This window comes from Ensifer sp. 22521, assembly GCF_052044795.1.
Lineage (GTDB): Bacteria > Pseudomonadota > Alphaproteobacteria > Rhizobiales > Rhizobiaceae > Ensifer.
This window is the reverse complement of record NZ_JBQENM010000023.1, coordinates 25,631-41,044: the sequence shown is the minus strand read 5'-3', so window position 1 is coordinate 41,044 and position 15,414 is coordinate 25,631. Positions and strand designations below refer to the sequence as shown.

Below are 15,414 nucleotides of genomic sequence, written 5' to 3'. Positions count from 1 at the left end.
CGGTGAGATCGATGGGTTACTCGCCGCTGGAAACGAACCATTCTGCATCTGAAAGGTAGTTGCCTCTCCGGTTGCGGCTGTCTTGTCATGAGGGCGCACCTCGGCCCCCCAGTTAGTCTGACGACGACATTTTCACCGATCTGCGACGATTGAGATGGCGAATGGATCGAGGCGCCATGGGGAACGAAAAAGGCAGGCCGATCAAAAGAAAAACCCCTTTATTGGTTGCATTAAACGGAAAAGGTGCTATTAAAAACCCAGCATAGGGGTCCATTACGTGGATTTGACGATTGAGACGTTCTGGCAGGGAGAATGGCGGTCGAGTGCGCGTCTCATTCTGCTCGAAGAAGAAAGGGGCCATCTCGGTTCTTCTGTCGTCGAGTACGACCTTGACTACTTCATTGCATTCGCCGCGGCAGACCGCAACGCCTCCGGAGAGGTCCATGACGCCCGTGCGCTTTCCGTCCGATATCCGGTCGATTTGGAGAACCGGTACCTCCCGACCTGGCCGCCGTTTCTACTGGACTTAATGCCCCAGGGCCACGCGCGCCGGAAGCTGGCGGAACACATGCGGCTGGGTGTTGACGATCGCGCGTCGGACGTTCCGTTGCTGCTGCGTGCGTCCGGCAATCCGATCGGAAACATCCGCGTCCGCGAAGCCGCTGTCGCCGAGCGGGAGCGCTTGGCCGCGGTACAACGAGCGGGAGTTACGGAAGACGATATCCTCGGCAGAACCGAACGGTTTATCGAAGTCGTGGATCGGTTCGGAATGATCGCGTCGGGTTCGAGCGGACTTCAGGGGGAATGGCCCAAGGTCGCGCTGACAATGGCTAACGATGGCCTCTACTACGCTGACGCGTTCGTTCAAGACGACGAGGCAGTCCGTCATGTCATCGTAAAGCTCCTCAGGAGCCGTGAAGAGCGTGACCGATTGATCCTCGAAGCAGAGGCCGGATACTCTGTCATTGCCCGTGAACTCGGCCTCAAGGTTCATGAGCCGTCGACATATGCCGAGGGCGTTCTCATGATCCCCCGGTTCGACCGCGAGGTCACAGATGGAGCGATGCTTCGATACGGTCAAGAGAGCATGGTATCTGCAATCGGTGTCGCGGCGTACGGACACCTGGCGAACCATGAGGACTATATCGATGTCCTGCGGAAATACTCGACCGATCCATACGGAGATATCGCCGAATACGTGAAGCGCGACATCGCCAATCAGGCATTCGGAAATCCGGATAATCACGGTCGGAATACCGCGATCTCGAAAGGGCCGCTGGGTGGCGTGTCGATCGCCCCGCTATACGACTTCGCTCCGATGCGGCTCGCTGTGGAGGGGATCTCGAGGTCGACACGTTGGGCGGCAATGCGGGACACGCATCGCGACACGGCGCCAGACTGGGCTGAGGTGTGCCGAGCCGTTTTTCCCGAAAGTCCCGAGACCGCAGAGAGGCTGCTGGATGAGCTGGCCGATTTTGGCGAGCGCCTGATCGGCGTGGTTGAACGTATTTATGAATTCGCGATTCCGCAGGAGGTCATCGACCGGGCGATGCAAAACGCGTCCGCCATTGCCAAGAGCGTTATCGGCGCGCGCGGGTGAACGACCGCGCCGAGGGTGAGGGGAGTCGGATATGCCGAGGTGGAAGAAACCGACGAGGGAGGAGATCAGCGTGCTCCGCACCCGCCTTCGTGAAAGGGCTGCGTCCGGGGAGCTCCGCTTCCCGGACGGGGTGGTCGAGATCCGTAAATCGCTGGGATTGACACAAGAGCAATTCGCAACGCTCACCGGGATTACCAAGAGGCAGGTCGCGGAGATCGAGACGGGGAAGGCTAATCCAACTGTCGAGACGCTTCAGAGGATCGGTAGCCTGTTCGGCTTTTCCGTGGGCTTTGTTCCGCGGGGCGCGACCGAGAGCGGTGGCCTGAAAGGGCCGACGCCAAGGATGTAGCCGCGGGCTACATGAGCCCGCGCTTTAGAGAAACACCTCGAACCAGAAGCCGTAGTGTCGGCCATCGGTCCAGGCATCAAGCGCGCTATAGGCTGCGGCCGTGGACGCTTCGCTGCCAAAGATTGAACTACGCTACGTAGCGTTGTTTGTCACGCAGGCCAAACAGGAACAAAGCGCGGGTCTCTATCCTCAGCCAACTGACGCAAGTGCGTCAGAGTGTGCGATCGAGGCGAAAATTGATCAATGTGAGGAGCAATGCGCATCATTCGATCGAGCGAAATGTCGCGTCGCGGCGCATTGCCTCGTCGAAACTGTTCCCGAATACTCAACCGTTGCCTCACATAATTTGCTCCCTACCGAGGGGTCCTGACGGCGCGATCGTTCGCTGGAAACCTCGACCTATCTGTTGAGTGTTCCGCGCATTGCCAAACCGCGCGCCGCGCCCGATAAACATTCAATGCTGGCCAGTGATTTAAGGAATGTGCTTGAGGAGCTTTACAAGGCCGGTGCCTATCGGGTGCCAGCCGACGAAGTCTATTGGCCACGAGAACTGCATGCGGCGGTCTTTCGCGCCCTTAACATGCAATACATTACCCGAAGAGAAGGAGACGGCGGCCGTGTCGAGTTCTCGCTGACGCAAGCCGGCTACGAGGCGATCAATGCCGACGTGCCCTGGTCCGATATCCTGCGCCGGCGACTGCGGGACTTCTTCCGTTTCGGCAAACGCCGCTAAGCGGCCTCGCCAGAACGGAAACCTGCGTGGCGATCTCGCGATCGCGGCCGTTTAATGTGGGAACCGGCAAGGCATCCCTCAGGCAAACTCGTCGCCTCCCTGCTGAAGTCCGGAAGGTTGATCGGGATCAAGGAATAGGCCGTCGCCGGCGCTAGGTTATGTCTAGAACTTGGAAGAGGAGGATCCCATGTTTCGCAATATTCTCATACCCACCGACGGCTCGCCCTTGGCAACAATCGCGGTCGATGCAGGCATAACCTTTGCGAAGGACGTCGGCGCAAGAGTGACCATCCTTGCCGTTACCGAACCATTCCATCTCTTTTCGGTCGATCCCGAGCAGTTGTCAGGCACGCGCGACGAATACGAGACGCTGGCCAGCAAGCATGCCGCGGAAATGCTCGCTTCTTTGGCGCGCAAGGCAGAGGCGGAGGGCGTGGCGTGCCAGACGGAGCAGGTCAGCAGCCACGAGGTCTACCGCGCAATCATCGACCAGGCGACACACAAAGATGCCGATCTCATCATCATGGCGTCGCATGGTCGCGGTGGTGTCGGAAGCCTGATGCTCGGCAGCGTAGCTGCCAAGGTGCTGGCTCATTCGACGATACCGGTATTGATCTATCGCGCGAAGAAATGAGGCGACGTAGCGCGACGCGTCGTTATGTCCTGCGTACGCCGCCAACGCGTTGAAGGCGTTCGCCGAAGCCCGATGAGGTAGGGACGCGCTTTTCCAACATAGCAACGGCCCGGCGATCTACCGATCCCGAGCCGTTTATTCTTGGGAGGATATGGCGCGCCTTAGGCGCGTTGAAATTCATTAGCCGCGGCGCGTGTCCGGGAAGGTTGCCGGGTCGATGCCGAGGGTGCGCAGGTCGCTTGCCTTCGGGCGGCGGTGACCTTCGACAGCGGCGGCGGCAGCGCTAGCAGCGCCGAGAACTGCGAACGCACGGCCGATGAAACCCTTGTTGTAAGTTGTGGTAGCCATCTTCTTGCTCGCTTTCGTTTTCTCTTTGATGAGAAAAAGATGGGGGCTGGCCGGTCTTGCTGCAATGCACAATTGGGCACGTCAGCCATGCAGGGAAAGCAGTCCGGTTGCTCGCGTCGAGGCACTACCCCATAAACGCACAACGGCCCGGCGATCTTCCGATCCCGAGCCGTTTTTCATCCTTGGGAGGATAAGGCACCCATTGGGCGCCGGAATTTTGTTAGCCGCGGCGCGTGTCCGGGAAGTTCGCCGGGTCAATGCCGAGGGTGCGCCGGTCGCTTGCCTTCGGGCGGCGGTGACCTTCGACAGCGGCGGCGGCAGCGCCGAGAACTGCGAACGCACGGCCGATGAAACCCTTGTGGTAAGTTGTAGTTGCCATCGTCTTGCTCGCTTTCGTTTTCTCTTTGATGAGCAAAAGATGGGGTCTGGCCGGTCTTATTGCAATGCACAATTGGACACTCCAGCCATGCAAAGGGGCAGTCCGATTTTGCGCGTCGAGGCTCTACCCCACAAACGCACAACGGCCCGGCGATCTTCCGATCCCGAGCCGTTTTTCATCCTTGGGAGGATAAGGCGCCTACTAGACGCTGGAATTCGTTAGCCGCGGCGCGTGTCCGGGAAGTTCGCCGGGTCGATGCCGAGGGTGCGCAGGTCGCTTGCCTTCGGGCGGCGGTGACCTTCGACAGCGGCGGCGGCAGCGCTAGCAGCGCCGAGAACTGCGAACGCACGGCCGATGAAACCCTTGTGGTAAGTTGTAGTAGCCATCGTCTTGCTCGCTTTCGTTTTCTAATCGATGAGCAGAAGATGGGGGTTGGCGTGTCATGTTGCAATGCACAATCCGGCACGCCAGCCATGCAAATGAAGCAGGCCCGGTCGGTAGTCAAATCGACCGGGCCCGCGGATAGGCCTTGGGAGGAGGCGCTATTAGTCTTCGTTCGCCGCAAGCTGCGAAAGGACTTCACCACGACCACGTGCCCGCAGGATCAGGGGTACGATCAGGGCTGCTGCCGCAATGATGAGGAGCACGGCCGCGATCGGCGAGGTGAACAGCACGCTGTAGTCACCCTGGCTGATGGCGAGCGCCCGGCGAAGCTGCTGTTCGGCCAGCGGACCGAGGATCAGGCCGACGACGACCGGAGCGATCGGATATCCGAAGACACGCATGGCGTAGCCGAGCAGGCCGAAAGCGAGCAGCATGCCGAGTTCGTAGACCGACGGATTGGCGCCGATGGTGCCGAGCGTCGCAAACAGCAGGATGCCGGCATAGAGCCACGGCTTCGGGATCGTCAACAGCTTCACCCAAAGACCGATCAACGGCAGGTTCAGGACCAGCAACATGAAGTTGGCGATGAGCAAGCTGGCGATCAGGCCCCAGACGAGTTGCGGATTGGTCGCAAACAGCAGGGGGCCCGGCTGCAGGCCATATTGCTGGAAGCCGGCGAGCATGATTGCCGCTGTTGCTGTCGTCGGCAGGCCAAGCGTCAACAGCGGAACGAGCGTACCGGCGGCCGAGGCGTTATTGGCGGCCTCGGGACCTGCAACGCCCTCGATTGCGCCATTGCCAAACTCTTCCGGATGCTTCGTCAGACGCTTTTCTGCAGCATAGGAGAGGAAGGTGCCGATCTCGGCGCCACCAGCCGGCATTGCGCCGATCGGGAAGCCGATGAAGGTACCGCGCAGCCAGGGCTTCCAGGAACGCGCCCAGTCGTTGGCGCTCATCCAGACGGAGCCACGAACGGCCTCGACTTTGTCGGGGCCCTTGTCGCCCTGCGCGGCAATGAACAGGGTTTCGCCGATGGCGAACATGGCAACCGCGAGCGTCGTCACCTCGATGCCGTCGAGCAGTTCGGGTACGCCGAAGGAGAGGCGAGCCTGGCCGGTCAGCTGGTCGATGCCGATGACGGCAAGTGCGAGGCCGACGAACAGCGAGGTCAAACCACGAAGGGTGGAATCGCCGAAGGCGGAGGAAACGGTGACGAACGCCAGCACCATCAGCGCGAAGTACTCGCGCGGACCAAAGACCAGGGCCAACTTGACGATATAGGGCGCGATGAAAGCGAGGCCGAGCGTGGCGATGAGGCCGGCGACGAATGAGCCGATCGCAGCTGTCGCCAGCGCCGGGCCGCCGCGTCCGGCGCGGGCCATCTTGTTGCCCTCGAGCGCGGTCACGATCGACGCGCTTTCGCCGGGCGTGTTCAAGAGGATCGACGTGGTCGAGCCGCCATACATGCCGCCATAGTAGATGCCGGCGAACATGATCAGCGAACCACCGGGATCAAGTCGATAAGTAACGGGCAGGAGGAGAGCCACGGTCAGCGCGGGCCCGATGCCGGGCAGAACGCCGACGGCGGTTCCGAGCGTGACGCCGATCAGCGCGTAGAGCAGGTTCATCGGCTGGGCAGCAACCAGCAATCCCTGCAGCAGGAAATCAAAAGTAGCCATGGTCGTCGGCCCTCTTAAAAGAACAGGCGTTCAAGCGGCCCCGCGGGCAGCGACAGTTGCAGGAGCTTGGCGAAAATCACCCAGACGACGAAACAGAGCACGATGCCGACGGGGAGAGAAAACCAAAGCTTGCGTTTGCCGAAACCGCGTGCGGTCAGCGCGAACAGAATGCCGGTGGCGATCGAAAAGCCCGCGACGTTCAGCAGGAGCATCTGGGCAGCAAGGCCGCCAACGATCCAGATGACCGGAGCAACCTCCTGGCGTTCACGCTCCGGAAAATCGCCGCGAAACGCTTCGAAGCCCGTCCAGATAGCGAGAGCCAGAAGACAGCAGGCGATCGCGTAAGGGACCGTCGTCGGTCCAACTTGGGAGTAGCCGGCAGCGCCTGCCAGGCGCGACACATCCCAAAAAATGAGGCCAGCGATAGCGGCGAGAGCCACCGCGATGAAGAGCGCCGCCCAATCCGGGCGACGCGTTGTGGTTGAAGGGTGATGCCCCTTGGTCATTTCACCAGTCCAATGTCCTTGAGAACACCTTCGGTTGCCGCAACGTCCTTTTCGAGCTGGGCGTTGAAGGCATCACCGGCGAGATAGCTGTCCTGCCAGCCCTTGGTCTTCAGAACTTCCTGCCAGCCGGCGGACTTCGCAAGCTTCTCGATATCGGCCGAGACGGCAGCCTTCTGCTCATCCGACAGTCCCGGAGCGGCTGCGACCATCCGCCAGTTTTCGACGACTACGTCGAGGCCCGATTCCTTGAGTGTCGGAGCGTCGACGCCCGCAATGCGCTCGGGGCCCGATACGGCGAGCAGGCGGAGCGTGCCGGCCTTGATCTGCGATTCGAATTCACCGTAGCCCGATACACCAGCCGTCACCTGGCTGCCAAGGATTGCGGCAAGCGCTTCACCGCCACCGGAATAGGCGATGTAGTTGATCTTGGTCGGGTCGACACCGGCAGCCTTGGCGATCAGGCCAACGGCGATGTGGTCGGTACCGCCGGCCGAGCCGCCGGCCCAGGAGACCGCGCCCGGATCCTTCTTCAGGGCTTCGACTAGGTCTCCCATCGTCTTGATGTCAGACGAGGCCGGGACGACGACCGCTTCGTATTCGCCGGTGAGGCGCGCAATCGGCGTGACGTCCTTGAGGGTGACCGGCGATTTGTTGGTCAGGATCGCGCCGACCATGACATAGCCGCCGACGATCAGGGCGTTCGGATTGCCCTTCTGCTGGCTTGCGAACTGCGCGAGGCCGATGGTGCCGCCGGCGCCCGGCACGTTCTGAACCTGAACGTTGCCGGAGATGCCTTCCTGCTGCATGACCGTCTGCAGCGAGCGTGCCGTCTGGTCCCAGCCGCCGCCCGGGTTTGCCGGTGCGATGATGGTGTAATCAGCGGCAAAGGCCGGCAGCGACATGGCGCCGGCGAGAATCGTTGCGAGGAAAAAATGTTTCAAAGGTCAGTCCTCCGTGAGGCGCGTTTTCACCGCGCACGTTGTTGCTCAGTGCGAACGGGAAGACGGCGACGGGTACTTTCGACCCTTGTCGCTTGACCGGATTGGTGGCTTCCTCCCAGTGCGCAACCGGCGACCCGCCTCCACGGGTGCCAGTGACCCTAAGGCAACATAGAAAGCTGACATTTAGCTGACATCAAGTCCCGAATGCGCTTTTCGGTGCGTGACGTTTACGAAATCTTAGTTTCTTGGCCGCGCCAACGAGGGAGATAGCCTCTGTCAGCCTCGGTGGCCGAGTTCGGAGAGGTTGATCCACCGGGAAATGGGCGAATCGAAATCTCGGCGCCGAGGTGCTGGTTCCACGTATGATGGCAGCGATATCGCGAGGACGGCAAGCTGTGGTAGTGTCGCGCCGGCCACCCCGAAGACCTGTTCGCCCCGAGACCTGTTCGAAAGGATGGAGCAATGACCAAGACAGCCAACTCCAAGATCGCCAATGTGACATCGAAGCGACCAACAAAGGGAAACGCCACGCGGACGCGAGTGTCAGTCAAAAAGGAAGGCGAAAAAGAGGAGATGGGACAGGCGGTTGCAGATCAGCCGAAATTGCTTTCAGGCGGCAATCCCCAGATCGCCAAGGGCTATGGCGATGCGCCGGTGCAGGCCTATATCGCCGCCATGCCGGGCTGGAAGAATGCGGTCGGGCGCCATCTCGACCAGCTTATCATGCGCGCCGTCCCGAAGGCACAAAAGGCCGTGAAGTGGAATTCGCCGCTCTATGGCATGGAGGGCGACGGATGGTTCCTTGGCATCCATTGCTTTGCGAAATACATCAAGGTCGCGTTCTTCAATGGCGCGTCCCTCAGCCCGCCGCCACCCGTCGAATCCAAGATGGAGAATGCGCGCTATTTCCATATCCATGAGAAGGAAGAGATCGATGAGGCGCAATTCAGCGATTGGGTAAAACAAGCGAGTCAATTGCCCGGCGAACGTATGTGAGCGGAATGTCAGTGACGTCGTGCAGAGCGCACCCCGCGTGATGTGTGATACCTGCGTGGAGATGATCGGATGAAGAAAGCAACGGGAAAGATGACGAAGACTGATGCGGTGGAGGGAGAAGCGCCTGCCTCCGAACGGATGGATGCCAGGATAGCTGAACTGGGCGACTGGCGGGGAAAGATGCTTGGGCGGGTTCGGAAGCTCATCAAAGAGGTCGATCCCGAGGTCGTCGAGGAATGGAAATGGAGAGGCGTTCCGGTTTGGGAACATGCGGGGATCATCTGTACAGGCGAAACCTACAAGGCGGTGGTCAAGATGACCTTCGCCAAGGGCGCATCACTGGAAGATCCCTCGGGTCTCTTCAATTCAAGCCTCGACGGCAATACCCGGCGGGCGATCGATATCCACGAAGGCCAAGAGATCGACGAGGACGCTTTGAAGGCCCTCATTCGCGCTGCCGTGGATCTGAACCAGTCGGTACAAGCCGAGCGTAGCGGTCGATCCCGCAAGAAGACCTGAAGTCCCCGTTCAGGGCGCCGCCGAATTGGCGCGCCCCTGATTTCAGTGGAGCCGCAGGACCTCGTTCCATTTGGCAATCAGACGCGAGCGCTTTACCTGGTCAAGATAGACCATCAGTCCGGGGCTGACGGGAACCGGGCGCAATTGAGCGCCCAACATTTCCTGCATGGTGTTTGCGGTATTTTCTCCGGCGACCTCTGGGCTGACGGCGGCGATCTGGAGTTCGCGCGCCATGATCGTCTGTCCTTCCTTGGACATGAAGAATTCGAGATAGCGGCGTCCAAGGTCCGGAGAGGCCGAAGCCTGGGGAACGAGGCCAATTCGCGACATCACCACCGTGTAGTCCTTGGGCAGCATGATCCCGACATCCGGATGCCGCGCTGCCCAGTCCGCCGCATAGGAGCCAAGGATGTTATAGCCGAGCACGAAGCGCCCGTCGGCCACCCGCTCAAGGATGGCCTCGCTGGTGGAGTAGAGCTTGACGCCAGCGGCACCCATTGCCTGGATCACATCCCAGATATCGCCGAACTGCTCCTGGTCACGTGCCATGAAGAGGAAGCCGACGCCGGAGCGCTCGATGTCGTAGGTCCCGATACGGCCGAAGACGTTGGCGCCCTGGCGCTTCAGGTAGTCGACGAATTCGGAACGCGTGGACGGTGGTTTTTCCGTCGTGAAACTCGGCTTATGATAGACGAAGACGGCCGGCTCGAAGGTGAGCGCATAGGCCGTGTTGCGCCAGTTTGCCCATGCGGGCCAGCGGTCGCTCATCGGCAGGTCGCTGCGCTGGGCATAGCCATCGTTGCTGAGCTTGACTTGCAGATCCATGGCGGAAGAAAAGGCGAAGTCCGCCGTCTTCATTCCGGCATCCGTCTCCTTGATGATGCGGTCGTAGATCTCGCCGGTCAGCATGTCTTCGTAGCGCACAGTGACATCCGGATTGGCCCTCTGGAAGCCGATGATCATCGGCTTGGCGAGAGGCTCATCGAGCGAGGAATAAACCACCAGCGTGCGCGCATCGGAGTTGCCGGAAAGGGCTGGAAATATGATTGGCGCCGCAAGGAGCAGCCGGGGGCAAAGTGCAAAAAAAAGAAGAGAAATCAAGAACCGCATGAATCCACAATGCCTCAGCGTGTCACCGTTCACAAGCAAGGTGTTGCCGGATAAGGTGGATCGGGGAGTGACGATATTTGCGTATCTTGCTTGTTGAGGACAACCAGGACCTGGCCGAGGGCCTGTCTGCCATTTTGCGTGGCAGTGGCTACGCCGTCGACGTTGTCAGTGATGGCGCGTCGGCGCATGCGGTTGCTGCAACTGAAACCTTCGATCTTGTCATTCTCGATCTCAACCTGCCGGAGATGGACGGGCTCGACGTCTTGCGGGCGATGCGTGCCCGGCAGAACCGCGCGGCCGTGCTGATCCTTACGGCACGGGGGGCGCCCGAGGAGCGGATCAAGGGTCTCGATCTCGGCGCCGACGATTATATGATCAAGCCGTTCGACGTTGGCGAACTTGAAGCGCGGGTGCGCGTGTTGCTGCGCCGGCAGGCGGGGCTCAGGGCATCCACTGTGAGCTATGGCAATGTTTCGCTCGATCTCAATACGCGCAGCTTCTCCTCGGGCGGCGTGCCGATCGAGATCCCGGCGCGCGAACTCGGGCTTCTCGAACTCCTGTTCATGCGCGCCGGCAAGGTGGTTGCCAAGGACGCGATCATGCAGTCGCTGACTGGCTTCGACGATGATTTGAGCTCCAACGCGATCGAGCAATATGTCAGTCGGCTGCGCAAGCGGCTGGCGCCGCATGGCCTCACAGTTCGCACGGCCCGCGGCATCGGCTACTACCTTGACAAGATGGCCGGGCCGGAATGAGGGCGGCGGTCTACTCCCTCCGCCGGCGCCTGCTTGGCTGGCTACTGATCTCGACGGTCGTCATCGGCGTCATTGCGCTCATGGACACCTACCGCGAGGCTGTGACGACCGCCAACGTTGTCTCCGACCGCGTGCTCGCCGGCTCCGCGTTGGCGATCGCGGAGCGCGTGGTCGTCGCGGAGGATGGCTCGCTCGAGGTCGATATTCCCTATGTTGCCCTGGAGATGTTGACCTCTGCGGCCCAGGACCGCGTTTTCTACAGGGTCGACGGACCGCCCGGCCAGTTCATCACGGGTTACCAGACGTTGCCGTCGCTTGCGGAAGAGCCGGGGACATCCACGACCTTTGCGGATTCGACCTTCCGCGGTGAACCGATCCGCATCGCAGCGCTTCGCCGTTCCGCCTCGACCGGGATCAATTCGGTACCCTTTGTCGTGACCGTTGCCGAAACGACGATCGCGCGACGGCAACTGGCGCAGACCATCCTCTTCCGCTCGGCGCTGCGCCTCGGCATGATGATCGCCGGTGCTGCAGTCATCGTCTGGATCGCAGTCACGTTTTCGCTGCGCCCGCTCTACCGGCTCGGAGATGCGATTTCGGAGCGTAATCCGGATGATCTGCATCCGATTGGTGAACGGGTACCGAACGAAGTCCAGGGGCTCGTCGATACCGTCAATTCCTTCATGGGACGCCTGCAGTCGGCCCTCGATGCGCTACGCAATTTCACCGGCAACGCCAGCCATCAACTCCGCACGCCGCTTGCGATTATTCGAACCCAGCTCGCCCTGGCGCAGCGCGCAGGGTCGATCGAGGAAACGCATGGCGCGGTGAAAAAGGCCGATGAAGCGGTCGCCAATGCCGAACGCATCCTGGGGCAATTGCTGCTGATGGCGAAAATCGACGCGGCCGGCAAGAACGAGGCGCGGATGCTGGGGCGCGTCGATCTCGTCGATCTCGTGCGGGAGATCACGGCAGAACATGTACCCGCAGCAGGCGAAGCGGATATCGACCTCGGCTTTGACGGCGAGGGCGAAGCCTTCATTCGCGCCGAGCCGCTGCTGGTGGCTGAGATGCTGAAGAACCTGATCGGCAACGCGCTGCTTTATGCCGGCCGGGGTGCGGAGGTGACAACGCGCGTACTCGCCGAAGGCGGTTCAGTGTCGCTCGAGGTGGAGGATAACGGGCCGGGAATTCGGCCGGAAATGCGCGAATCGGTGCTCCGCCGCTTCGAGCGCGGAGGCAGCGAAGCGCCGGGCTCGGGGCTTGGTCTGCCGATCGTCGAGGAGATTGCCGAACTCTACGGCGCGACGACCCGTCTCCGCGAGGGGGCCGATGGCCGGGGCCTCAAGGTGACCATCCTCTTTCCAGCGGGCTAGTCACAGATCGGCTCTGTCGGGCCGGCTCTGTCCGGTGCCGCGATTGCGGGCCGGATGAGCAAAAACCATCTGCAGGTCGTCAGGTCGACACGCCCAAAATGGTTGCGACACTTTCGATTGTTTGCTTAGCGGCCGCGGTGGCCAAAGAGGGAAGCTGTCTCGCGGGTCTGTACCCGCAGCATCGCGTTCCAAAGCTGTAGAACGAAACGCGGCTGAAACTGGCTCGCAAGCTTGCGCTGCGACAACATGATAAGTCTCCGATAGTTTTGGACGTCTGGCATATAGTGCATTGGCGGAGATTTTGCCAGAGCGCTCGCGCCGGGGCAGCTCTGCGCGCCAAGCATATGTGGAAAACGGCATAAGGTGGACGAAATACCTGCCGGCGAAAAAGAAAATGCCGGGATGATTTTCATCATCCCGGCCAGTTGGCTTCACTGGGAGGAGAAGTCTTCTTTGGAGGATCAGGCTTTCTTGCGGTTCTTCTGTCGGTAGACGTCGATCACCACGGCCGCGACGATAATCAGGCCCTTGACGATTTCCTGGTAGTAAGCGTCGACGCGAAGGAAGGTGAAGCCCGAGGTCATGACGCCGAGGATAATCGTGCCGATCACCGTGCCGGTGATGCGACCGACGCCGCCGGTGAGCGACGTGCCGCCGATGACGGTCGCGGCGATCGCGTCCAGTTCGTACATGACACCCATGCCTGCCTGAGCGGTCTGGGCGCGGGCCGCGGTGACGACGCCTGCGAGGCCAGCCAGCATGCCGGCAATGGCATAGACCTTGATGAGGTGCGCTTCGACATTGATACCCGAGACGCGGGCCGCCTGGACGTTGGCGCCGATCGCATAGGTAAACTTGCCGTAGCGCGTGTAGCGCAGCGCAATGTGGAAGATGATCGCGACGACAAGGAAGACGATGACGGGCCAGATGCCGGTGCCGATGAAGTTGAACTGTTCGGTGAGGCCCGAGACCGGCTGACCCTTGGTGTACCACTTGGAGATGCCGCGTGCCGACACCATCATGCCGAGCGTGGCGATGAAAGGCGGGATCTTGGTCCGGGCTATGAGCTGGCCGTTGATGAAGCCTGCGAGGAGGCCGATACCAACGCCAAGCCCGATCGGAACGATCGCCGGCATGTCGGTCAAAGACGGATAGAGAGCGCGGGGCCAGGTGGATGCCTGGGCGACGCTTGCCGAGATCATCGCCGTCATGCCGACGACGGAGCCAGAGGAAAGGTCGATGCCACCTGTAATGATGACCTGGGTCACGCCGACGGCGATGATGCCGATCACCGAAACCTGCAGGATCATGATCGTCAGGCGCTGCGGGTTCATCAGGAAGCTCTGTCCGACGAAAATCCAGCCCAGCACCTCATAAACCAGCGCAATGCCGATCAATACGAGGAAGATGTTGAATTCAGCGGGCAGGCGGCGCTTTGCGCCGGCAAGCGATGTGCTCGCGCCCTGTGCGGCGACATTGGTATCCATTTTCATTCCTCCCTTTCGTCGGGTCGCTTCCCGCTCAGCTTGCGGCGAGCTCCATGACCTTGATCTGGGTTGCTTCCGCCCTGTCGAGGAAGCCGGTGACGCGGCCCTCGTGCATGACCATGATGCGGTCGCTCATGCCGAGCACCTCTGGCATTTCCGAAGAAATCATGATGACGGCGACGCCGTTTCGCGCGAGTTCGGTGACGAGGCGGTGGATTTCCGCCTTGGCACCGACATCGATGCCGCGTGTCGGCTCGTCGAGGATCAGGATGCGCGGATTGGTGAGCAGCCAGCGGCCGATCAGCACCTTCTGCTGGTTGCCGCCGGAGAGGTTCTCGATGCGCTCCTGCAGGTTCGGCGTCTTGACGCGCAGCTTGCGGCTCATCTCTTCGCAGGCGGCGGTAATCTGTTTTTCGGTGACGAAGCCGCCCTTGACGAAGCGATCCTGCAGCACCGCGATCTGCATGTTCTCGAGGATGTCGAGGATCAGAAGACAGCCGGTGTCCTTGCGGTCCTCGGTCAAGAATGCCATGCGGTGCTTAATTGCGGTGTTCGGGCTATTGATCGAAAGGGTTTTCCCGTCGATCGAGATCGTGCCGGAACTTGCCGGCGTCACGCCGAAAAGCGTCTCGGCGACGTTCGAGCGGCCGGAGCCGACGAGGCCGGCAATGCCGAGGATCTCACCGGCACGGACATCGAAGGAGACATCGCGGAAGACACCGTCGAGCGTCAGGTTCTTTACCGAAAGGACGACATCGCCGATTGGCACTTCCTCCTTCGGAAACATCTGGGTGATCTCGCGGCCAACCATCATGCGGATGATGTCGTCGCGGGTTACGTTGCTCGAGGCATGGGTGCCTATAAATTTGCCGTCGCGAAACACCGAGAACTCGTCGGCGATTTCGAACAGCTCGTTCATCTTGTGGGTGATGTAGACGATGCCGATCCCTTGTTCGCGCAGGTCGCGGATGATCTCGAACAGGTGAGCGACCTCACGCTCCGTCAGCGCCGAAGTCGGTTCGTCCATGATCAGCACGTCGGATTCATAGGAGACCGCCTTGGCGATCTCGACCATCTGTCGGTTCGCAACGGAGAGATGGCGGACCTCGATCTCCGGATCGATCTTGATCTTCAGGCGATCGAACAGCCTGGCGGTGATGCGGTTCATCTCGCCATGGTCGACGAAGCCGAAGCGGTTCTTCGGTTCACGGCGGATCCAGATGTTTTCCGCCACCGTCATGAACGGCATCAGGTTCAGTTCCTGATGGATCATCGCGATGCCGTTTTCGAGTGCGTCGAGCGGCGATTTCAGTCTGATGTCGACGCCCTTCAACCTGACTTCGCCCTTGTCGGGTGTATAGATGCCGGCGAGAATCTTCATCAGCGTCGACTTGCCGGCGCCGTTTTCACCCATCAGCGCATGGACCGTGCCGCGCTTCAGCTTGAACTCGACGTCGTCAAGGGCGACGACGCCCGGGAATTCCTTGCGGATGCCTTCTGCCGAAAGAAGATATTCGGCCTTCGGCACGGCGCCGCTGGCGCGCACGGCTGCCATCGTTGTCGGACTGAGCGTCATGTTCCTTGCCTCCCCCGTCGTTCCCGGCTGTTGCGGAAAGTC

Annotated in this window: 17 protein-coding genes; 8 read left to right on the top strand and 9 right to left on the bottom strand. The window is 60.8% G+C overall.

Annotated elements, in window-relative coordinates; translation table 11 throughout:
- Nucleotides 1-277 precede the first annotated feature (277 nt).
- From ACTJKE_RS27575 to ACTJKE_RS27560, 4 genes are all read left to right on the top strand, one after another.
- On the top strand, nt 278-1,600 hold the full coding sequence (locus ACTJKE_RS27575) for a type II toxin-antitoxin system HipA family toxin (protein ID WP_440693068.1): 1,323 nt from the start codon (nt 278-280) through the stop codon (nt 1,598-1,600).
- A gap of 31 nt (nt 1,601-1,631) precedes the next feature.
- On the top strand, nt 1,632-1,949 hold the full coding sequence (locus ACTJKE_RS27570; RefSeq protein WP_058328677.1) for a helix-turn-helix transcriptional regulator: 318 nt from the start codon (nt 1,632-1,634) through the stop codon (nt 1,947-1,949).
- Between the two features lie 406 nt (nt 1,950-2,355).
- A complete protein-coding gene (locus ACTJKE_RS27565; RefSeq protein ID WP_440693066.1) occupies nt 2,356-2,682 on the top strand; it encodes a hypothetical protein in 327 nt (108 codons plus the stop codon).
- A gap of 187 nt (nt 2,683-2,869) precedes the next feature.
- Nucleotides 2,870-3,316, top strand: coding sequence for a universal stress protein (locus tag ACTJKE_RS27560; protein WP_440693064.1), 447 nt, complete (start codon nt 2,870-2,872; stop codon nt 3,314-3,316).
- A 180-nt stretch (nt 3,317-3,496) separates the two neighbouring features.
- On the opposite strand, the gene ACTJKE_RS27555 is transcribed toward ACTJKE_RS27560, so the two are convergent.
- The 6 genes from ACTJKE_RS27555 to ACTJKE_RS27530 form a co-directional block, all read right to left on the bottom strand.
- Nucleotides 3,497-3,664 carry a hypothetical protein gene (locus ACTJKE_RS27555; RefSeq protein WP_139108282.1) on the bottom strand — a complete coding sequence of 56 codons (168 nt, stop codon included), beginning with the start codon at nt 3,662-3,664 and terminating at the stop codon, nt 3,497-3,499.
- A gap of 220 nt (nt 3,665-3,884) precedes the next feature.
- Nucleotides 3,885-4,043 (bottom strand): hypothetical protein, encoded by a 159-nt coding sequence (locus ACTJKE_RS27550; protein WP_440693061.1) that lies wholly within the window; start codon nt 4,041-4,043, stop codon nt 3,885-3,887.
- Between the two features lie 218 nt (nt 4,044-4,261).
- Complete coding sequence (locus ACTJKE_RS27545; RefSeq protein WP_089045897.1) at nt 4,262-4,429, bottom strand: hypothetical protein; 168 nt, start codon at nt 4,427-4,429, stop codon at nt 4,262-4,264.
- 159 nt (nt 4,430-4,588) lie between these two features.
- Complete coding sequence (locus ACTJKE_RS27540) at nt 4,589-6,106, bottom strand: tripartite tricarboxylate transporter permease (RefSeq protein ID WP_058328681.1); 1,518 nt, start codon at nt 6,104-6,106, stop codon at nt 4,589-4,591.
- 14 nt (nt 6,107-6,120) lie between these two features.
- Nucleotides 6,121-6,612: a tripartite tricarboxylate transporter TctB family protein gene (locus tag ACTJKE_RS27535; RefSeq protein WP_440693059.1), complete on the bottom strand. Its 492-nt coding sequence runs from the start codon at nt 6,610-6,612 to the stop codon at nt 6,121-6,123.
- Nucleotides 6,609-7,553, bottom strand: coding sequence for a Bug family tripartite tricarboxylate transporter substrate binding protein (locus tag ACTJKE_RS27530; RefSeq protein ID WP_058323905.1), 945 nt, complete (start codon nt 7,551-7,553; stop codon nt 6,609-6,611). The genes ACTJKE_RS27535 and ACTJKE_RS27530 overlap by 4 nt, the downstream gene beginning before the upstream one ends.
- Nucleotides 7,554-8,126: 573 nt before the next feature.
- Here ACTJKE_RS27530 and ACTJKE_RS27525 point away from each other — a divergent pair.
- Nucleotides 8,127-8,549, top strand: coding sequence for a DUF1801 domain-containing protein (locus ACTJKE_RS27525; protein ID WP_058323904.1), 423 nt, complete (start codon nt 8,127-8,129; stop codon nt 8,547-8,549).
- Between the two features lie 69 nt (nt 8,550-8,618).
- Nucleotides 8,619-9,068, top strand: a complete 450-nt coding sequence (locus ACTJKE_RS27520; RefSeq protein ID WP_440693057.1) for a DUF1801 domain-containing protein — start codon at nt 8,619-8,621, stop codon at nt 9,066-9,068.
- 42 nt (nt 9,069-9,110) lie between these two features.
- Here ACTJKE_RS27520 and ACTJKE_RS27515 read toward each other — a convergent pair whose 3' ends face one another.
- On the bottom strand, nt 9,111-10,178 hold the full coding sequence (locus ACTJKE_RS27515) for an ABC transporter substrate-binding protein (protein WP_113398849.1): 1,068 nt from the start codon (nt 10,176-10,178) through the stop codon (nt 9,111-9,113).
- 77 nt (nt 10,179-10,255) lie between these two features.
- On the opposite strand from ACTJKE_RS27515, the gene ACTJKE_RS27510 reads away from it, so the two are divergent.
- Complete coding sequence (locus ACTJKE_RS27510; protein ID WP_057251404.1) at nt 10,256-10,933, top strand: response regulator; 678 nt, start codon at nt 10,256-10,258, stop codon at nt 10,931-10,933.
- Nucleotides 10,930-12,309, top strand: coding sequence for a sensor histidine kinase (locus tag ACTJKE_RS27505; RefSeq protein WP_440693055.1), 1,380 nt, complete (start codon nt 10,930-10,932; stop codon nt 12,307-12,309). Before ACTJKE_RS27510 ends, ACTJKE_RS27505 begins: the two co-directional genes overlap by 4 nt.
- A 461-nt stretch (nt 12,310-12,770) precedes the next feature.
- On the opposite strand, the gene ACTJKE_RS27500 is transcribed toward ACTJKE_RS27505, so the two are convergent.
- Nucleotides 12,771-13,796: an ABC transporter permease gene (locus ACTJKE_RS27500; protein ID WP_440693053.1), complete on the bottom strand. Its 1,026-nt coding sequence runs from the start codon at nt 13,794-13,796 to the stop codon at nt 12,771-12,773.
- A 34-nt stretch (nt 13,797-13,830) separates the two neighbouring features.
- Nucleotides 13,831-15,372: a sugar ABC transporter ATP-binding protein gene (locus ACTJKE_RS27495; RefSeq protein ID WP_440636340.1), complete on the bottom strand. Its 1,542-nt coding sequence runs from the start codon at nt 15,370-15,372 to the stop codon at nt 13,831-13,833.
- Nucleotides 15,373-15,414 lie beyond the last annotated feature (42 nt).